Source organism: Micromonospora sp. NPDC049102 (assembly GCF_043197485.1).
Classification (GTDB): domain Bacteria; phylum Actinomycetota; class Actinomycetes; order Mycobacteriales; family Micromonosporaceae; genus Micromonospora.
The window spans coordinates 104,334-123,029 of record NZ_JBICTE010000011.1; the positions used below are offsets into that span (position 1 = coordinate 104,334).

The window sequence follows — 18,696 nt, forward strand, 5'->3', positions numbered from 1 at the left end:
CCATCACGCCTCGGTGATCGCCTTCTCGACCGTGAGCAGGAGGTTCGGCGCCTCGGTCGCGGGCAGTCCGCCACCCTGGGCCAGGTCGGGGCTTCCCCCGCCGCGCCCGGAGAACGCCGCCTTCACCAGGTCCGACGCGGCGATGCCCCGACTGCGGGCCGCCGCGTTGACCGCCACCACCAGCGACGCCTTGCCGTTCGCCCGGGCCGCCACCGCGACGACCGCCGGTCGCGCCGGGTCGATCTTGCCGCGGATCTCCTGCGCCAGGGTCCGTACGTCGTTACCGGCCGCGCCCTCCGGCGCCTCGGTGCCGACGTACGCCACTCCGCGCACGTCCTTGGCCTGCGCGGCGAGCGCACCCGCCCCGCCGAGCACGAGCTGGGCGCGCAGCTTCTCCAGTTCCTTCTCCGCGTCGCGGAGCTGGGTGACCGTCTGCTCCACCCGGTCGGCGACCTGGTCGTTGGGCACCCGGTACAGCTCGGCCAGCCGGGACACCAGCAGGTGTTCCTTGGCCAGGAAGCCGAAGGCGTCCATGCCGACCAGCGCCTCGACCCGGCGCACACCGGAGCCGATCGACGACTCGGAGAGGATCTTCACGAGACCGAGCTGCGCCGAGCGGGCCACGTGCGTGCCGCCGCACAGCTCGCGGGCGTAGTCGCCCACCTCGACGACCCGCACCTCCTCGCCGTACTTCTCACCGAAGAGCGCCATCGCGCCGATCCGCCGCGCCTCGTCCAGCGAGGTGATGAAGGCGTGCACCTCAAGGTCGGCGAGCAACACCTCGTTGACCTGCTGCTCCACGTCGCGCAGGACAGTCGGCGACACACCGGTCGGGGTGTTGAAGTCGAACCGCAGGCGGCCCGGCGCGTTCAGCGAACCCGCCTGGGTCGCCGACTCGCCGAGGAAATTGCGCATGGTCTGGTGCACCAGGTGGGTGGCGGTGTGCGACCGGGAGATCGCCCGTCGACGGGTGGCGTCGATCTCGGCGTAGCCGGTGTCGCCGGGGTGCACCTCGCCCCGGATCACCCGGGCCCGGTGCACGATGAGGCCCGGCACCGGCTGCTGCACGTCGAGCACCTCGACCTGACCGTCGCCGACCGTGATGATGCCGTGGTCCGGCTGCTGGCCGCCGCCCTCGGCGTAGAACGGGGTCGTGTCGAGCACCAGCTCGACGGTCTCGCCCTCGGTCGCCGCCGCCCGTCGCCCGTCCGAGCCCAGCAGCGCGCGCACCCGCGACTCGCGGGCCACCTCGCTGTAGCCGGTGAACGTCACCGGGCCGCCCTCGTCGAGCACCGACCGGTACGCCGACACGTCGGTGTGCCCGGTCTTGCGGGCCTGCGCGTCCGCCTTGGCACGCGTGCGCTGGTCGGCCATCAGTCGGCGGAAGCCCTCGTCGTCGACCTTCAGGCCCTGCTCGGCCGCGATCTCCAGGGTCAGGTCGATCGGGAAGCCGTACGTGTCGTGCAACTGGAACGCCTTCGCCCCGGACAACGCCGTGCCACCCGCCGTACGGGTCTCCGCGATCGCCGTGTCCAGGATCGTCGTCCCGGCACGCAGCGTCGACAGGAACGCCTCCTCCTCGGCGTACGCGTACTGCGCGATCCGGTCGAAGTCCGTCGCCAGCTCCGGGTACGACGGCGCCATGCAGTCCCGCGCCACCGGCAGCAGCTCGGGCAGCGCCCGGTCCTGCCAACCCAGCAGCCGAATCGACCGGATCGCCCGACGCATGATCCGCCGCAGCACGTACCCGCGACCCTCGTTCGACGGGGTCACACCGTCACCGATCAGCATCAACGCGGTCCGCACGTGATCCGCGACCACCCGCAGCCGCACGTCGTCCGGGTGCGACTCGCTCGCCACGTGCCCGGAGTGCGCCCCGTACCGCTTACCGGTCAGCTCCGCCGCCCGCGCCAGGATCGGCCGGACCTCGTCGATCTCGTACAGGTTGTCGACGCCCTGCAGGATCGAGGCCATCCGCTCCAGGCCCATGCCGGTGTCGATGTTCTTCGCCGGCAACTCACCCAGGATCGGGTAGTCCTCCTTGTTGGTGCCCGGACCCCGCTCGAACTGCATGAACACGAGGTTCCAGTACTCCATGTACCGGTCCTCGTCGACCGCCGGACCACCCTCGGCGCCGTACTCCGGGCCCCGGTCGTAGAACAGCTCGGACGACGGACCACACGGCCCGGGAATGCCCATGGACCAGAAGTTGTCCGCCTTGCCCCGACGCACGATCCGCTCGGCCGGCACACCCACCGACCGCCAGATCTCGTACGCCTCGTCGTCGTCCAGGTAGATCGTCGGCCAGATCCGCTCCGGATCAAGCCCGTAACCACCCTCGGCGACCGGCTTCGTCGACAACTCCCACGCCAGCGGAATCGCCCCGGCCTTGAAGTAGTCGCCGAAGGAGAAGTTGCCGTTCATCTGGAAGAACGTGCCGTGCCGGCTGGTCTTGCCGACCTCGTCGATGTCCGGCGTACGGATGCACTTCTGCACGCTGACCGCCCGCTGGTACGGCGGGGTCTGCTGGCCCAGGAAGTACGGCACGAACTGCACCATGCCCGCGTTGACGAACAACAGGTTCGGGTCGCTGATGGCGGGCAGCGGAGCGGACGGCACCACGGCATGACCGTTCGCCTCGAAGTGCGCGAGGTACCGCCGCTTGATCTCCGCCGTCTTCATCGCTGGTGTTCCTCCGGAAAAATCTCTCGATCGCCGATCCGCGGGGACTCCCGCAGCTCGGCGAACTGGTCGTCGAACGCCTCGCCCTGGACGAACGCCTGGTGGATCTCCTGCTCGCGCTCGGCCATCCCGACCCGGACGTCCTCCACGAAGCTACGCACCGACTCCGCCAGGCTGCCAGCGGATTCCGACAACGAGCTGGCGATGCCGGCCGGGGTGTACGCCTGTGCGGTCCGGGTCGCCCTGCGGACCACCACCACGCCCACGGCCACGCCGATGCCGAGCCAGAACAGACGCTTCATGTCGTGCTACCTCCTGTGGCCGGGCCGGTCAGCGGTTGCCGCGCCGGGCGGCCCGCCGCTGCTGCTTGATGGTGTCGCGCACCTCGCGCTCGGTCTCGGCGTGCCGACGGCTCGCGGCGGCCCGCCGCACGCTGTAGCCGAACGCGGCGACCTTGACCAGCGGGTTCGCGGCTGCGGCGGAGACCACCGTCGCCAGGTTGGCGACGTTGGCGGTGACGTTCTGGGCGTGACTGGTCATCGTGTCGACCTTGGCCAACTGCAGGTTCACACCGTCGAGCGAGGTCTGCACCTGCTCCAGAGCGATGTTGACGTTCTTCACCGTGGTGTTGACGTCGCCGAGCAGCGGTGCCGTCCGGTCGTTGAGGTCGTTGATCATCCGGGTGGTGGCGTCGACCGTGTGCCGCAGCCGCAGGATCGGCAGCGTCAGGATGAGCACCAGCACCGCGAACGCGCTCGCCGCGATCAGCGCCGCGACCTCTAAAATGTCGCCCACGCGTGTCCTCCTCAAGCAGATTTCCGCCGGACCCGACGTCCTCGGAACGCAACAACCGTGGTGCCCACCGAACCCACCGAACCCACCGGGCCGTCGCCCGTCGACGGGCGCGGGTGGGTCCGCCAGCCCCAGACCCTACCGTCCGTGATGGAGAGCGGCTCAGGACGGTGAGGGTGTCACGTCGCCCAGCGGATCGCCGCTGACCGTCGGGAACGGATCCTCCCCGGTCAGTGACGGATCGGTGCTGGGCTGCGGCCTGGTCCGCTCGTCGTCGATCGCGTTGCGCACCTTCACCGACACCAACGAGCCGGTGCACTCCCCCGCAGCGGCCGACGGTGCGGGTGACGGCACGATCGCCGGCTCCCCGTCGACCGGCGGCGGCACGCAGGCCGGCGCGCGCACCCACAGGTCGAGCGTCAGCTCGTCCTGACGCCAGCACGTGTAGCTGCCCTTCGTCCCCTGCTCGGGGCAGCGGCTCACCTTCCACGGTCGCCAACCGTCGTTGCGCAGCGCCTCCTCGTAGACCTTCGCCGTCTCCTCCGGCGACTTCTCCGAGGTGACCGTGCGCTCGCGTAGCCGACAGTCGAGCAGGCACCAGCGGCTGCCGCTGACGTCGTCGACCGTCTTCGTCGCGGCCCACGCGGGCACGGCGAGCTGGTCCAGATTGTCGAAGACCGGGTCCCTGCCCAGCGTGCGGATGCCGAAGAAGAGTGGCACCGCACCGAGCAGCACGACGCTGACCAGTGCCAGGACGGCGACCCGCAGCCGACGTCGTTCACGCGACTGCCGGTGCTGCTCGGATCGGGCGCCCGGGGCCGCATCGTCGTCGTCGGAGCCGTCGTGGCCAGCCGCGCGCAGCGCCGGCGGCCCATCGGTCGGCTCGGAGGGCGGCCGGTCCATCGGACCCGCCGTGGCCGGGGGCACGACGGCGGCGCGGGCGACCGGCTCGCCGAGACGGCCGGACGGCGGCACGCTGGCGACACCGGTGGGCTCGGGGCGCACACCCTCGCGAGGCGGCGGCAGGGCCCGGGCGGCAGCGCGGTCCGCCGGTCGCGGGGCAGCGGCACGGGCGGCCGCGGGCGACCCGGGGCCAGCCTGCTCGGCGCCCGGACGGACGTCACCGCCGGGCGGCTGGTCGACCCCTGGCGGGCGGACGGCGGCGCGCGCCGGACCGTCCGGACGTGGCGGACCGTCCGGACGTGGCGGACCATCCAGACGCGGCGGACCATCCGGACGTGGTGGACCATCCAGACGTGGCGGACCATCCGGACCGACGCCCGGCGGGACGGCGGCGCGCGCCGGGCCGTCCGGGCGCGGCCGGGCCGTACCGGGCCGGGGTGGACCATCCGGACCGACGCCAGGTCGTGCCGCCCCACGGGCCGCCCGCTGCGGATCGACTCCGGGTGGGGCAGCGGCGCGGGTCGCGGCGTCCGGACCGCCCGGCGGAACAGCGGCGCGCGCCGGACCCTCGGGGCGGGACCGGGACGGACCGTCGGCGCCGGCACCCGGCGGCACCGCCGCACGGGCCACACCGTCGGGGCGGGACCGGGACGGACCGTCCGGGCCGGCACCCGGCGGCACCGCCGCACGCGCCGGACCGTCGGTGTTGGCGACGTCGGGTCGGGGTGCACCGTCGGGCCCACGGCGGCCGGCGCCGGAGACCGGCGCGTCACCGGGCGCGAGCCGGGCCCGACCGCCGGGCGTGCCGGAGCGGGCGCCCCGCACGGGAACGCCGGGCGCGGGTCGTCCGCCGGCGGGCGGACCGGCGTACGGGTCGTCGCCGCGCTCGCCCGCCGGGCCGGGCCGTCCCTCGGAGGCGGGCTCGGCTGACGGGCGGCGACGTCGGTTGATCGGGTCCGGGGCGGTCCCCGGGGCACCCCGGCGACCGACGGGACGCTCACCAGTGACCGACGGCTGCGACACCGAACCGGTCGGGTGCTCGCCGGTGGAGTCCGGAGCACGGGCGGCCCGGCGGCCGGTGGGCGCGTCCGCGCCCGGGTCGGCGGGCGGCCCGGCGGCACGGCGGCCGGTGGCACGCTCCGCGGCCGGATCGGGTACGGCGAGCGGACCACCGGAGCGGTCGTTCAGGTCACCGGCAGGCGGTGTGGCGGCCCGTCGGCCGACGGGCCGCTCGCCGGCCGGTGGGGCGTTCCCTCGGCGGTTGACCACCGGCAGGCCCGGGTCGGTGTGCGGCAACCGGCCGGCCTGGCGCAGCCAGTCGGCCGGTCGTTCCGGACGGTCCCGCAGGTCCGGCTGCGGCTCAGCGCCGGTCGGCACGCGTCGGTCCTGCTCGTCGGCTACCGCTCGACGGCGACCGGTGCCATCGGAGGCCGTGCCGCCGGTGGGGACAGCGCCGGTGGGCGTCGCGTCGGGCAACGGTGGAGCGTTACCCGAGCGGGGCACCACCGGCTCGTCCGGTTCGGCGGCGCGGCGGTGGCCGCCCCCGGCGGGGCGGCCTGGCTCCGGTGCCCCCGGGTCGACGGGCCCGGGACGACGCCGGGCCGTACGCGGGTCATGAGCGATCGCGGGGTCGGGTCGCAGACCGTCGGCGACCTGCGCGGCGACGCCGGGCGCAGGCCCGTCCGAGCGGGGAGCGCCGGCGGCGGGCCGCGCCGATTCGGTCGTACGCCGTGCCGGCGGGGGCAGTCCGTCACCGCTGCGCGGCCGGCCGCCCTCACTCGGATCGGGCGCGGGTCGACGACCCGGCGGTACGGCGTCCGGCCGGCGCAGCGGCGGAACGGCTTCCGCCCGGCCGGTCGGCGCGGGAACCTCTGGACGGGGGCCGGTCGGAGCACCCGCGGCCGGTGACTCCGGGGGCGGGCCGGACGGGCCCACGGTCGGACGCGGTCGCGTCGGGCCGGTGGGAGCGCCGGAGGCCGGGCGGGAGATTGCGGGGTTCGCCGGGTCACCCGCGCCTGGACGGGCGGCCGGCGGTGTGCGGGGCGGGGCGGCGGGGTGCGGGCCGACACCGGGAACCGGCTGTGTGCCACGCGACGCCGGCTGGTCGGGGACGCCGGGCGGCCCGGCATCACGCGGCCGTTCGACAGGGGGCCGGTCGGCGGGCGGGCGGGCGTCCGGGCGACGACCGGGTGGGGGCGCCTCGCCCGGCCAGGGTCCGTCGACCGGGCGGCGCGCCCCGGCGGCCTCGGCGTCCGGGCGACGTGGGCCGGGCGGCGCGTCCGGCGGCGTCGGCAGGCCGGCACGCGGGGGTACGGGCTCGGCGGGCATCCCGTCCGGACCCAACTCGCCGCGCTGCTGCTTGGCCGAGCGCAGGTCGTCGATCCAGCCGAACTCCTCGCCGGCCACCGGCTCCTCCGGCTCGGCCTCGGCTCGCCCTCGACCCCAGCGGCGGCCCTTGGCGCGGGGATCACGCCGCTCGTCCGGGCCCTCGTCGGGGCGGTCCGCACCACGCGATCTCACTGTTGACCCTCTCCTGCGGCGTTCGTGCCGTCGTCCTGCGTCGTGCCGGGACCGTCCACACCCGTCGCCGCCCGGCCGTTCCGAACGGCAAGCGCTGGCGCGGCCTGCGGCGTTACCGGTGAGCCGTCGCACGACCCGGCTACGGCGGTCGCCGTGGGTGGCGTGGCGGTCGGGGATTCCGGGCGGGCCGGTGGTGCCGGCAGCCCGCGTACGATCCGGCGCAGCAACGGCAGCCGCGTCGCCACGGACCGTTCCGCACCGTGCGGGCCGGGCTGGTAGTAGTCGACGCCCACCAGGTCGTCCGGGACGTACTGCTGGGTGACGACGCCGCGCTGGTCATCGTGCGGGTATCGGTAGCCGGTGCCGTGCCCCAGACCGCGGGCACCGGCGTAGTGCGCGTCGCGCAGACCCCGGGGCACCGAACCACCCCGACCGGCCCGTACGTCGGCGATGGCCGCGCCGATCGCGGTGGTGGCCGAGTTCGACTTCGGCGCGGTGGCCAGGTGGATCACGGCCTGGGCGAGATTGAGCTGCACCTCGGGCAGGCCGACGTACTCCACCGCGTGCGCGGCGGCGGTGGCCACGCTCAACGCGGTGGGATCGGCCATGCCCACGTCCTCGCTGGCGAAGATCACCAGTCGCCGGGCGATGAACCGGGCGTCCTCACCGGCGACCAGCATCCGGGCCAGCCAGTGCACCGCGGCGTCGACGTCCGAGCCACGCATGCTCTTGATGAACGCGCTGACAACGTCGTAGTGGGCGTCGCCGTCCCGGTCGTAGCGCACCGCCGCCACGTCGACCGCCTGCTCGGCGGTGGCCAGGTCGATGCGCTCGACACCGAGGGCCGAGGCGGAGGCGGCCGCCGCCTCCAGCGCGGTCAACGCCTTGCGGACGTCACCGGAGGCGAGCCGGACGAGATGGTCCTCGGCTTCGGCGGCCAGGGTGAGGGTGCCGCCGAGGCCACGCTCGTCGGCGACGGCGCGGCGCAACAGGCCGCGTACGGCGTCGTCGTCGAGCGGTTGCAGGGTGAGCAGCACGCACCGCGAGAGCAGAGGTGAGATGACCGAGAAGTACGGGTTCTCGGTGGTCGCCGCGAGCAGCGTGACCGTGCGGTCCTCGACGGCGGCGAGCAGCGAATCCTGCTGGGTCTTGCTGAACCGGTGCACCTCGTCGATGAACAGCACCGTCTGCGGGCCGCCCGAACGGCGCTGGCGGCGGGCCGTCTCAATCACCGCGCGGACGTCCTTGACGCCGGCGGACAGCGCCGACAGGGCGACGAAGCGGCGGTCGGTGGCGCCGGCCACCAGGTGCGCGATGGTGGTCTTGCCGCTTCCCGGCGGTCCCCACAGGATGACCGACATTCCGGCGCCGCCGGAGACCAGTTGCCGCAGCGGCGCGCCGGGGGCGAGCAGGTGGTCCTGCCCGATCAACTCGTCCAGGCTGGCGGGCCGCATGCGGACAGGCAGGGGCGAATCGTCCGCTACCGGAGTGAAGCCGTCGACACCGGCGGGACCCTCGGGCGCGCCGCGCGACCCGGTGGGGGCACCGAGGGAGAAGAGAGCGTCGGACTCCATCACGAAGACAGTACCGGGCCCGACCCACGACGCTGGAATCGCGCTGCGGACCGGGCCACCGCTGATCGGTCTCGGTCAGCCACGACCGGGACGGCGACCCCGGTACCAGCGGCCGCCGCCACCGCCGCGCGGGCCGCTGCCGACGCCGCCGAGGTAGAGCGAGAGCAGGAAGAGGCCGATGAGTACGAGGGTGTTCCAGTTGAACAGGTCGGGCGCGCCGAAGTCGGTGTCGAGCAGGTCGAGCAGCAGTGCGAAGCCAAAGACGATGGCGGCGAGAATGGCGAGCATGTCGGTCCTCCGGTGGGGGTTCCCAGTGGGTCGTCGCGTGATGTACCCAATCGGTCGGCTCGCCAATCTCCACCGTGGAGCGGGTGCGGGCAGCTCCCTCATCAAGATCCGCGCAACGTCCGGGATGTTGCTGTCTCCGGCGCCGCTGAAGCAGCAGAATCCCGGAAGTTGTGATGATCTCGGGCGAGGCGCGGCGCGCGAGGCGCACTGGCGGCCCGGCGCGGTCGGCCGGTACGTCGGCTCCTAGGCTGACCAACATGATCATCGAGGACCAGGCGCTCCACGACCGGGCCACGATCCTGGCCGCCGCCGGCGCGCATCCGTTCGTCCGGCACTCGCTCTCGCCGGGCAGCCCGGCGCGTGGCTGGCGGCGCGACGACGCCGTGCTGTGGTTGCTGCCACCCGAGCGCGGCTTCGGCGCCGACGCCGTCGGCCCGGCCGGACCGGTGCTGGACCTCTGCGCCTCGCTGGTCGCCGACGGGCTGCTACGGCCGGAACAGCGGCTGCACCTGCCCCGATTCGACCCCGCTCTGGCGGTCGGGCGGGTGGCGGTGGCCCACCACGTCGACTGGGACTTCCATTGGACCACCGTCGCTCCCCCACGCCAGCCGGACGAGCAGCGGGTCGTACGGCTGACCGTCGCCGATCGCCCTGCGCTGGAGGCGCTCGTCGACGAGGCGTTCCCGAGCACCACCACGCGTCCGGGCGACCCGACCGTCGTCGACTGGTACGGCATCCGGGCCGGCGACCGTGTGGTGGCGTGCGGCGCGGACCGCAGCCGGGGTGACATCGGGTTCCTGGCCGGCCTGACGGTCGCCCCCGACCAGCGCGGTCGGGGGCTGGGCGCGGCGCTGACCGCCGGCATGACCCGGGCGCTGCTGTCCCGGCACGACACCGTCGCGCTGGGCGTCTACCCGGACAACGTCGGGGCGGTCCGTCTCTACCGTCGCCTCGGCTTCACCAGCACCCTGTCCCGTACCTCGATCCGCCTCGGCCCCGAGCGCTAACGCCGCTCGACCGGAACGGCGGCGGTGGGGTCCGTGCCGTCGCGGCGCGGGCCGGGCAGGGCGTCGGCGGTCCGAGGGCCGGCCGGGTTCGCCGCGACCTGTTCGCCGGCAGGGTCCGACGCGGGCCGAGGGACAGCCGGCTCCGACGCGGGCCGAACGCCGGCCAGGTCGGAGGCGGCCCGCCGGCCGGCCCGCCAGGCGGGCAGGTAGAGCGGGGCGGCGACGGCCAGCACGACCGCGCCGACCACCATCGCCGTACCCACGCTGGTGGCGGCCGCGAGCGCGGTCAGCACCACCCCGCCGAGCGCGGCGGCCGGCTGTCCCATCATCGAGTTCAGCGAGAGCACGCTGGTCCGGTACGGGCCGTCGACCTGGCGGTGCAGCAGACCGCTGTGCAGGGGGTTCGACGCGCCGTGCACGGCGTAGCAGGCCAGGTAGGCCACCAGCACGCCGACCGGCCCGGCGAACAGCCCCATCCCGACCACCGTGACGCCCTGCAGGATGCGCAGCAGGGCCGCGCCCGGAGCCGCCCCGAACCAGCGCAGCAGCAGCGGGGTCAGTGCCGCGCCGGCCGCGCTGGCGATCCAGGCGGCCGAGCTGGCCGGCCCGAGGAGCGCGGCGGCCCGGTCCGGGTTGCCGATCACCTCGGCGAGCCGGACCGGCAGCAACGACTCGAACGTGACCATGCCGAAGCCCCAGAACAGCTCCACCGCCACCAGGGCCAGCAGCACCCGGGACCGGCGCAGCAGCCCGACCGCCTCGCCGATCATCCGGGGCGCCTGGACCACCGACGCCCGCACCGCCGCGACCCCGGTGGCCGGCCGCTCCTCGACGAGCAGGACGAGCAGCGCGACGAGCGCGGCCGCCTGGGCGACGATCGCGGCCAGCACCGGCACGGTGAGCGCGCTGACCGGACCGACCGGCCCGAGCGCGACCAGGCCACCGCTGAGCAGCGCGCCGCCGCCGATGGCCACACCGACGACGGTACCGGCGTACCCGAGGCCCTTCTCGTACTCGGCCTGCGGGTCGGCGGCCAGTGTCGCGTCGACGTACCAGGACTCCAGGGGGCCGCTGTCCAGCGCGCGGTAGACGCCCTGCAGGGCCCAGACCAGGAAGAACAGGGCGAACGAGTCGGCCACCGCGAACACCGCGAGGGAGGCGAGGTTGAGGGCTCCGGCGGCGAGCAGGACCGGCTTGCGGCCGAGGGCGTCGGCGAACCCACCGGTGGGCAGCTCCAGCGCCAGCACCAGGAGGCCCTGCGCGGTGCTGACCAGGCCGATCTGCGGCAGCGACAGGCCGCGCTCCTGCATCAGCAGGATCATCACCGGGATCATCAACCCCGTGGGCAGCCAGCGCAGGCCGTACAGCGTCAGGTAGCGACGCCGGACCTGGCGTACGGTCAGCGCACTCACGACGCCACCTCCATTCGCGACTGCGGGGCTCGCAAACCCGGCTCACTCCTCGCGCTCACCAGCGCTCCTCCAACCGCGGGAAGCCGGCGACGAACATGTGCACCGGCTTGACGTCGCCGTCCGGGGCGGGTTGGTCGCGGTAGCGCATCAGCACCGCCCACAGCTCGTCGTTGAGGGCCCGCAACCGGGCCGGATCGAGCGGCAACACCAGGTCACCCATGCCGGCGGCGTCGCGCCACTCGCGGGACTGATGGTGCTCGACGCCCATCCAGCGCTCGGCCAGGTCGGCCATCAGCCGCACCTGGTCGCCCTGAATCCACTGCACGGCGGCCCGGGCGTCGGGGTCGTCGTCGAAGTCGGTGGGCTCGAAGTTGCTGATGTCGTGTGCGGCCTGCCACCAGCGCTGCCGCCCGCTGCCCCGGTCCGGGTCCTCGGCCACCAACCCCACCTCGGCGAGCTGCCGGAGGTGGTAGCTGGTCGCGCCGGTGTTCGTGCCCAGCTTCTCGGCCAGCGCGGTCGCCGTCGCAGGACCGTCGACGCGCAGCGAGCCCAGCAGTCGCATGCGCAGTGGGTGGGCCAGGGTGCGGACCTGCCGGCTGTCGAGGTGGACCTGCCGGGGAGCGCGTGGCGAGCCGTTCGGCGGTGTGGGAGCGGCATCCATGCGAGCACATTATCTCTGCACACTTCCTGTGCACAAGAGGTATGCACAGGAAGTGTGCAGATGGAACGCGCAGGGCGGTCAGGCCAGCAGTTCGCGCACCCCGCGCAGCCGCGTCCGCAGCAGACCGGCGGCGCGGGCGGAGTCGAGGCGTACGTCGCTGGGGCGGACCACGCCAGCGGCGGCGGCCGTGGTGGTCTTCAGGCCCGTCGCGTCCAGACCGGACCGCTCGGCGACCAGCAGACCCAGCTCGGCCCGGCTGATCGCGTCCGCGCCGGCCACGTTGAGCAGCCCGGCGTACGACGAGCCGGCCAACTCCAGCACGGCGTCGGCCAGGTCGCCGACGTCGACCGGGCAGCGGAACTCGTCGGTGAACAGGACGGCCCGGCCGGCCAGCGCGTCGCGGCAGAGCTCGATCTGCTTGCTGCCCTCCCCGAGGATCAGCGAGGTACGCACCAGCGCCGCGCCCGGGTCGATCGCCCGCACGGCGGTCTCGGCCGCCGCCTTCGCGGCCCCGTACGCGTTGACCGGGCTGGGCGGGTCGTCGTCGGCGTACGGCGTGGGACGGCCACCGTGCAGCGCGTCGCTGGACAGGTGCACCAGCCGCGCCCCCGCCTCGGCGGCGGCGAGGGCGACGTGCGCGGCCCCGTCGGCGGTGACCGTCCAGTCGTCGTACCGGTAGGGGGTGGCGACCACGGTGTCCGGCCGCACCTCGGCGACCAGCGCGCGCACGGCGGCACGGTCGGTCACGTCCAGCCGCCGCCCGACAACGCCGGCCACCCCGACGGACCCGGAGTGGTACGTCCCCACCACCGAGAACCCGGCGCTGACCCCCCGCCGACAGACCTCCCGACCCAGAAACCCGCTGCCCCCGACAACAAGAACCCGCATTCCAGCCCACTCCCCCATCGACGATCAAGAGGTTTGCGTCATCTCGCGGGGCGATGATGACGCAAACCTCTTGATCAACCAAGCAGGGGCCGGGGTGCGGGGGGGGTCGGGGTCAGACCGGGTCGGCTACCGGGGCTGCGGGGCCGGCGGTGCCGGTGTGGGCGGTGTGGGCGGTGGCGGCCGGCTTGGGCTTGGCGTCGATGCCGGCCTCGGTGCGCTGCTGGCCGGTGATCGGGGTGGGCGCGCCGGTCAGCGGGTCGAAGCCACCACGGGTCTTCGGGAACGCGATGACCTCACGGATGGAGTCCGCGCCGGCCAGCAGCATGCACACCCGGTCCCAGCCGAACGCGATGCCGCCGTGCGGCGGGGCGCCGTACTTGAACGCCTCCAGCAGGAAGCCGAACTTGTCCTGCGCCTCCTCGGGGGTGATGCCCAGCAGGTCGAAGACCCGCTGCTGCACGTCGCCCCGGTGGATACGGATCGAGCCGCCACCGATCTCGTTGCCGTTGCAGACGATGTCGTACGCGTACGCCAGGGCGCGGTCCGGCGCCTCCTCGAACCGGTCCACCCACTCCGAGTTCGGCGAGGTGAACGGGTGGTGCACGGCCGTCCAGCCACCCTCGTCCGTGGTCTCGAACATCGGCGCGTCGACCACCCAGCAGAACGCCCAGGCGCTCTCGTCGATCAGGCCGGAGCGCTTGGCGATCTCGATACGTGCCGCGCCGAGCAGCTCCTGCGCCTCCCGCGCGGTCGCGCTCGCCGCGAAGAACACCGCGTCGCCCGGCTTGGCGCCGACCGCGTCGGCGAGCCCGCCCAGGTGCTCGGCGGAGAGGTTCTTCGCCACCGGGCCACGTGCCTCGCCGGTCTCGGCGTCCAGCACCACGTACGCCAGGCCCCGCGCGCCGCGCGCCTTCGCCCAGTCCTGCCAGCCGTCCAGCTCCTTGCGGGTCTGGCTCGCGCCGCCCGGCATCACGACCGCGCCGACGTAGCCGCCCGCGTCGATCGCGCCGGCGAACACCCGGAACTCGGTGCCGCGCAGGTAGTCGGTCAGCTCGGTCAGCTCGACGCCGTAGCGCAGGTCCGGCTTGTCCGAGCCGTACCGGGCCATGGCGTCGTGCCAGGTGATCCGCGGAATCGGCCGGGTGATCTCGTGCCCGGCCAGGTCCTTCCACAGCGCCGAGACGATCGCCTCGCCGAGGTCGATCACGTCGTCCTCGGTCACGAAGGACATCTCGATGTCGAGCTGGGTGAACTCCGGCTGCCGGTCGGCGCGGAAGTCCTCGTCGCGGTAGCAGCGGGCGATCTGGTAGTACCGCTCCATGCCGCCGACCATCAGGAGCTGCTTGAATAGCTGCGGCGACTGCGGCAGCGCGTACCAGCTGCCGGGCTGCAACCGCACCGGCACCAGGAAGTCGCGGGCGCCCTCGGGCGTCGAGCGGGTCAGCGTCGGCGTCTCGATCTCCAGGAAGTCCCGCTCGTGCAGCACGTCCCGGGCGAGGTGGCTGGCACGCGAGCGCAGCCGCAGCGCGTTCGCCGGGCCGCTGCGGCGCAGGTCCAGGTAGCGGTACTTGAGCCGGATGTCGTCGCCGGCCTCGACCTGGTCGTCCACCGGCAGCGGCAGCGGCGCGGCCTCGGAGAGCACCTCCAGCTCGGTGACGGTCACCTCGACCTCACCGGTGGGCAGGTCGGGGTTCTCGTTGCCGGCCGGGCGGCGGGTCACCTCGCCGACGACCTTCACGCAGAACTCGTTGCGCAGCGCGTGCGCGTCCTCCTCGCGGAACACCACCTGGACAACGCCGGAGCCGTCGCGCAGGTCGACGAAGATGACGCCGCCGTGGTCGCGTCGGCGGGCCACCCACCCGGCGAGCGTCACCGTCGAGCCGGCGTCCGCGGCGCGCAGGCTTCCGGCATTGTGGGTACGGATCACGGCTGGCAACTCCTCATCGTGGAACAGTCCTCACCCCGCATTCTGTCAGGGGTGACCCGCTGCGCTCCGGGGCACCCGTCAGGCCGGCGTGATTCGCTGGTGGGCGAGCCGGCGAACCCGGCTCTTCGGGCCCCGCACGCCGGTTACCGTGGCCAGATGCGCGCCGTACCGATCTGGGGCGTCGCCACGGCGGTCGCCGCGCCGGTGCTGCTGGTGGGCGGCTGGACGGTCGCCGGCGCCCGGCAACCCGCCGGGTACGACCCGGTCCGGGACACCATCAGCGAACTGGCCGGGCACGACGCCACCGACGCCTGGATCATGATCACCGCGCTGGTGCTGCTCGGCTGCTGTTACCTGGCGATCGCCGCCGTGCTGCACGCGGCCGGTCTGCCCAGCCGCTTCCTGCTGGCCGTCGGCGGCGTGGCGACAATCGCGCTCGTCGCCTTTCCCCGGCCGACGGTCGGCGGCTCACTCAGCCACGGCATCGCGGCGACCGTCGCCGTCCTGGCGCTGGCACTCTGGCCCGCCGGATCGGCGCTTCGGCTACCGCACGGCCCGGACACCGCGCACCCACTGGCGTCGCAACCGCCCTGGGCGTTCCGTCGCGGCGTGGCGTTGAGCGCGACGCTCGTGCTGCTCGCCCTGTTCGGCTGGTTCGCGTTCGAGGTGACCAGCGGGTCCCGGACCGGCCTGGCCGAGCGGGTGACGGCGGTGGGCGTCTCACTCTGGCCGCTGCTGGCGGTGCTCTCGGCGCGCCGGGCGCACCTCGACTGGGCCGCCGGCACCACGTCGCTCGGGCCGGCAGTGCCGGCGACCGGTGTCGTACCCCCGGATCCGCTGCTGCCGACCGACGGACCGGATCGCATCGCGTAGGGCGACCCCCGGCGAGCCCGGACGCGCGACGCGGGCCGCCGGAGTGCTCCGCCGGCCCGCGTGCGGTACGTCGATCAGAAGACGCTGACGCCGTAGCGGCTCAGGGCCTCGGTGACCGGCTGGAAGTAGGTCGTGCCACCGCTGCTGCAGTTGCCGCTGCCGCCGGAGGTGAGGCCGAGCGCGGTGCCACCGGAGAAGAGCGAGCCACCGCTGTCGCCGCCCTCGGCGCAGACGTTGGTGCGGATCAGGCCGGAGACCGAGCCCTCGGCGTAGTTCACCGTGGCGTTGGTCGCGCTCACCGAACCGCTGCGCAGGCCGGTGGTGCTGCCGGAGCGCTGCACCGACAGGCCGACAGACGCGTTGCCGGAGCCGGTGATGTCCCGGTAGCTGCCGTTGTAGAGGTAGACGTTACCGGCGGCGTTCGCGGAGTTGCTGTGCCGCACGATGCCGTAGTCGTTGCCCGGGAAGCTGGTGCCGGTACGGGTGCCCAGCAGGGTCGTCTGGCTGGAGTTCGAGTACCAGTTGGTGCCGAGGTTGGTGCAGTGCCCGGCGGTCAGGAAGTAGTAGGTGCTGCCGCTGCGCACGTTGAAGCCGAGCGAGCAGCGGTAGCCGCCGGTGTAGATGGCCTGGCCACCGGAGATCCGGGTGCTGAGCACGCCGGCCTCCGCCTCGACCCGCACCGCGCCGTTGGCGCGCGCGGCGGCGGCCTTGACCTGCTCCAGCTTGGCGCCGGTGACGGTGCTGTCGACGGAAACGACCACCTGGTTGGTGATCGGGTCGCTCCACCAGGCGGTGCCCGGGATCTTCGCCGAGCGCTCCAGCTCGGCGGTCGCCCGGTTGAGCTCGGCGGCGCCACGGGTGACGTACTTGACGCTCGCTCCGGCCTTGCTGGCCGTGCGGGCGGCGGCGGCGTCGGTCACCGTGACGACGGTCTTGCCGCTGGCGTCGATGTACGAGCCGGCGGAGCGGTCGCCGAGCTGAGCGGACAGGGCCGCGCCGGCGTCGGGCGAGGCGGCGGGGGCGGCCTGGGCGGGTGCGCCGATGAGCGAGCCGACGACCAGGGTTCCGCTCACGGCGACGGTTGCCGCAACGCGGAAGGAGGACCTCGTGGGTCGCATGTAACAAACCTCCTGGGCGGGAGAGGCGGGTCTGGCCGGGGGTGGCTGACCCGAGGGCAACCCGGCCGATCTGCGAAAACCGGTCGAGTGAACTGAAGTATTCACATACTTAAGATCATTGACAAGACCAGGTTTCGCCCGAATTCGTCGACCCCCATCGATGGAGCCGCCGCAACACCACGGACACGCTCGCGGGCACCTGGCGTCACACTCCGGGAACCAGCGGGTCTCTTTCGGACACCATCCGCCGACGGAGGCCGTCCATGCCACAACGGGCGACGGGTACGACGCCGATTCACCCCCATGGGTGAAGGCGTGCGACGCCGAGCCGCCCCGAGACGGGCGGGCGACGTCAGGCGGTAAGGCGGCGCGCCCCGGGGCCCGGGCGGGGCAGTGCGTCGCGGGCGTCGACGACCGCGTGCCCGTCAGCGCAGCGCAGCTCGACGCGTACCGGCGCGCCGCAGTCACGGTGCTCCACGCTCAACGGCGGACCCTCGGCGTCGGCCAGGTAGCGGTCCCCCCACCCGAGCACGGCGACCAGCACCGGCCAGAGGGCCATGCCCATCGCGGTCAGCCGGTACTCGTGGCGCAGTCGACTGCCGGGCTCCCGGTACGGCTCGCGACGCAGGACGCCCCGCTCGACGAGCAGGGCCAGACGGTTGGTGAGAACCTGCCTCGGCACGCCGGTGCGGACACGCATGTCGTCGAAGCGTCGTACGCCGCTGAAGACCTCCCGCAGCACCACCATGGTCCACCGCTCGCCGAGAATCTCCATCGCGCGGGAGACGGTGCAGTTCTCCACCGACCAGTCCAGTGCCGCGGGCCTCATCCGACCAGCCTAGGTCTCGTTGACAGACTCAGCAACGCCCTGCCAGGCTGCGTCCATGACACAGGCTCAGGAGCCGGCGCGAAGCCGTACCTCCTCCCCTGACCCCCAGCCCCCTCCCCCTCCCGCACCCCACCCCCGCCCTCTCGCCGCCGATCTTGCAGTTTCAGTGGTCGACACGAGGGCTGTGCCCTGATTTGTGACGACAGAAAGTGCAAGATCGGCGGGGCGGGGGTGGGGGCGGGTTGGGTTTAGCGGGAGGCGAGGCGGGCTGCTCTTGCGTCGCGCTTTTCTTCGAAGCGGGCTGCTGCGTTCTCCAGCACGTCGAGCTGGGCCGCTAGCTGCTCGCGGGCGGCTTCGCCGTCGGCGTTGAGGCCGGTCACGTTGAAGACGTCCCACTGGCGCAGGACCGGCTGCAACACCTCGTCACGGTGCTGGCGCAGGTCGTAGATGCCGGCGAGGGCGATCGCCACCGACTTGCGACCGAAGCCCTCGATGCCGTTGCCGGGCATCTGGAAGTCGGCGACCACGTCGGCGACGGCCCGCATGGCCTGACTCGGGGCCAGCTCGAACGCCGCGGCGAGCAGGTTGCGGTAGAAGACCATGTGCAGGTTCTCGTCGGCGGCGACCCGGGCCAGCAGCGCCTCGCAGACCGGATCGCCGGTGGCCTTGCCGGTGTTGCGGTGCGAGATCCGGGTGGCCAGTTCCTGGAACGAGACGTACGCCAGCGAGTGCAGCACCTCGTCGCCGTGGGCGTTGGTGTAGCCCTCCGACATGTGCGTCATCCGAGCCCGCTCCAACGCCACCGGGTCGACGGCACGGCTCACGGTCAGGTAGTCGCGGATCGCGACGCCGTGCCGCCCCTCCTCGGCGGTCCACCGGTGCACCCACGTGCCCCACGCGCCGTCCCGACCGAACAGGGTGGCGATCTCGTGGTGGTACGAGGGCAGGTTGTCCTCGGTCAGCAGGTTCACGATCAGCGCCGTGCGAGCCACGTCCGGGATCGCCGAGTCGGTGGGCGACCACGCCTCACCGCCGAGCGGACCGTCGAAGGTACGACCGTCGCTCCACGGCACGTACTCGTGCGGAAACCACTCCTTCGCCAGCGAGAGATGGCGGTCCAGGTTTCGCGCGACGACCGGCTCCAGCTCGACGAGCAGGGCGGTCTGGCTCAGTGCGGTGCTCACGGTCACGAGTAACTCCCTACGGTGGCGTAACTTACGCT

The 18,696-nt window shown here is 73.5% G+C and carries 15 protein-coding genes; 2 read left to right on the forward strand and 13 right to left on the reverse strand.

The window, feature by feature from the left end; translation table 11 throughout:
* Positions 1–3: 3 nt before the first annotated feature.
* From alaS to ACGFH9_RS14160, 6 genes are all read right to left on the reverse strand, one after another.
* Positions 4–2,682 (reverse strand): alanine--tRNA ligase, encoded by a 2,679-nt coding sequence (gene alaS, locus ACGFH9_RS14135; RefSeq protein ID WP_355243075.1) that lies wholly within the window; start codon positions 2,680–2,682, stop codon positions 4–6.
* Positions 2,679–2,984 (reverse strand): hypothetical protein, encoded by a 306-nt coding sequence (locus tag ACGFH9_RS14140; RefSeq protein WP_355243072.1) that lies wholly within the window; start codon positions 2,982–2,984, stop codon positions 2,679–2,681. The genes alaS and ACGFH9_RS14140 overlap by 4 nt, the downstream gene beginning before the upstream one ends.
* Positions 2,985–3,012: 28 nt before the next feature.
* A complete protein-coding gene (locus ACGFH9_RS14145; RefSeq protein ID WP_355243069.1) occupies positions 3,013–3,477 on the reverse strand; it encodes a DUF948 domain-containing protein in 465 nt (154 codons plus the stop codon).
* Between the two features lie 159 nt (positions 3,478–3,636).
* Entirely contained in the window at positions 3,637–4,377 is a 741-nt protein-coding gene (locus tag ACGFH9_RS14150) for a hypothetical protein (protein ID WP_393218690.1), read from the reverse strand.
* A gap of 2,516 nt (positions 4,378–6,893) precedes the next feature.
* Positions 6,894–8,471: a replication-associated recombination protein A gene (locus tag ACGFH9_RS14155; RefSeq protein ID WP_393218568.1), complete on the reverse strand. Its 1,578-nt coding sequence runs from the start codon at positions 8,469–8,471 to the stop codon at positions 6,894–6,896.
* Positions 8,472–8,546: 75 nt separating this feature from the next.
* Complete coding sequence (locus tag ACGFH9_RS14160) at positions 8,547–8,759, reverse strand: hypothetical protein (protein WP_393218571.1); 213 nt, start codon at positions 8,757–8,759, stop codon at positions 8,547–8,549.
* Between the two features lie 257 nt (positions 8,760–9,016).
* Between ACGFH9_RS14160 and ACGFH9_RS14165 the strand changes: the two genes are divergently transcribed.
* Entirely contained in the window at positions 9,017–9,766 is a 750-nt protein-coding gene (locus ACGFH9_RS14165; RefSeq protein ID WP_393218573.1) for a GNAT family N-acetyltransferase, read from the forward strand.
* Here the strand turns inward: ACGFH9_RS14165 and ACGFH9_RS14170 are convergent.
* The 4 genes from ACGFH9_RS14170 to aspS all read right to left on the reverse strand — a co-directional run bounded on the left by ACGFH9_RS14170 (position 9,763) and on the right by aspS (position 14,654).
* Positions 9,763–11,178: an MFS transporter gene (locus ACGFH9_RS14170; protein WP_393218576.1), complete on the reverse strand. Its 1,416-nt coding sequence runs from the start codon at positions 11,176–11,178 to the stop codon at positions 9,763–9,765. The genes ACGFH9_RS14165 and ACGFH9_RS14170 overlap by 4 nt on opposite strands.
* A 55-nt stretch (positions 11,179–11,233) precedes the next feature.
* Positions 11,234–11,839 carry an ArsR/SmtB family transcription factor gene (locus tag ACGFH9_RS14175; protein WP_393218578.1) on the reverse strand — a complete coding sequence of 202 codons (606 nt, stop codon included), beginning with the start codon at positions 11,837–11,839 and terminating at the stop codon, positions 11,234–11,236.
* 78 nt (positions 11,840–11,917) lie between these two features.
* Complete coding sequence (locus ACGFH9_RS14180; protein WP_393218580.1) at positions 11,918–12,727, reverse strand: SDR family oxidoreductase; 810 nt, start codon at positions 12,725–12,727, stop codon at positions 11,918–11,920.
* 112 nt (positions 12,728–12,839) lie between these two features.
* Positions 12,840–14,654 (reverse strand): aspartate--tRNA ligase, encoded by a 1,815-nt coding sequence (aspS, locus tag ACGFH9_RS14185; RefSeq protein WP_393218583.1) that lies wholly within the window; start codon positions 14,652–14,654, stop codon positions 12,840–12,842.
* Positions 14,655–14,810: 156 nt separating this feature from the next.
* Between aspS and ACGFH9_RS14190 the strand changes: the two genes are divergently transcribed.
* Positions 14,811–15,527 carry a DUF998 domain-containing protein gene (locus tag ACGFH9_RS14190; RefSeq protein WP_393218585.1) on the forward strand — a complete coding sequence of 239 codons (717 nt, stop codon included), beginning with the start codon at positions 14,811–14,813 and terminating at the stop codon, positions 15,525–15,527.
* Between the two features lie 74 nt (positions 15,528–15,601).
* Here the strand turns inward: ACGFH9_RS14190 and ACGFH9_RS14195 are convergent, their stop codons facing one another.
* From ACGFH9_RS14195 to ACGFH9_RS14205, 3 genes are all read right to left on the reverse strand, one after another.
* On the reverse strand, positions 15,602–16,645 hold the full coding sequence (locus tag ACGFH9_RS14195; protein WP_393218588.1) for a S1 family peptidase: 1,044 nt from the start codon (positions 16,643–16,645) through the stop codon (positions 15,602–15,604).
* Positions 16,646–16,997: 352 nt separating this feature from the next.
* Positions 16,998–17,474, reverse strand: coding sequence for a winged helix-turn-helix transcriptional regulator (locus ACGFH9_RS14200; RefSeq protein ID WP_393218591.1), 477 nt, complete (start codon positions 17,472–17,474; stop codon positions 16,998–17,000).
* Positions 17,475–17,722: 248 nt separating this feature from the next.
* Complete coding sequence (locus ACGFH9_RS14205; protein WP_393218594.1) at positions 17,723–18,664, reverse strand: acyl-ACP desaturase; 942 nt, start codon at positions 18,662–18,664, stop codon at positions 17,723–17,725.
* Between the last annotated feature and the right edge of the window lie 32 nt (positions 18,665–18,696).

Excerpts from the sequence above, each read along its gene's own strand:
- alaS (WP_355243075.1), bottom strand. The coding sequence starts at position 2,682 with ATGAAGACGGCGGAGATCAAGCGGCGGTACCTCGCGCACTTCGAGGCG.
- ACGFH9_RS14140 (WP_355243072.1), bottom strand. The coding sequence starts at position 2,984 with ATGAAGCGTCTGTTCTGGCTCGGCATCGGCGTGGCCGTGGGCGTGGTG.
- ACGFH9_RS14150 (WP_393218690.1), bottom strand. The coding sequence starts at position 4,377 with ATGGACCGGCCGCCCTCCGAGCCGACCGATGGGCCGCCGGCGCTGCGC.
- ACGFH9_RS14155 (WP_393218568.1), bottom strand. The coding sequence starts at position 8,471 with ATGGAGTCCGACGCTCTCTTCTCCCTCGGTGCCCCCACCGGGTCGCGC.
- ACGFH9_RS14160 (WP_393218571.1), bottom strand. The coding sequence starts at position 8,759 with ATGCTCGCCATTCTCGCCGCCATCGTCTTTGGCTTCGCACTGCTGCTC.
- ACGFH9_RS14165 (WP_393218573.1), top strand. The coding sequence starts at position 9,017 with ATGATCATCGAGGACCAGGCGCTCCACGACCGGGCCACGATCCTGGCC.
- ACGFH9_RS14175 (WP_393218578.1), bottom strand. The coding sequence starts at position 11,839 with ATGGATGCCGCTCCCACACCGCCGAACGGCTCGCCACGCGCTCCCCGG.
- ACGFH9_RS14180 (WP_393218580.1), bottom strand. The coding sequence starts at position 12,727 with ATGCGGGTTCTTGTTGTCGGGGGCAGCGGGTTTCTGGGTCGGGAGGTC.
- ACGFH9_RS14190 (WP_393218585.1), top strand. The coding sequence starts at position 14,811 with ATGCGCGCCGTACCGATCTGGGGCGTCGCCACGGCGGTCGCCGCGCCG.
- ACGFH9_RS14195 (WP_393218588.1), bottom strand. The coding sequence starts at position 16,645 with ATGCGACCCACGAGGTCCTCCTTCCGCGTTGCGGCAACCGTCGCCGTG.
- ACGFH9_RS14200 (WP_393218591.1), bottom strand. The coding sequence starts at position 17,474 with ATGAGGCCCGCGGCACTGGACTGGTCGGTGGAGAACTGCACCGTCTCC.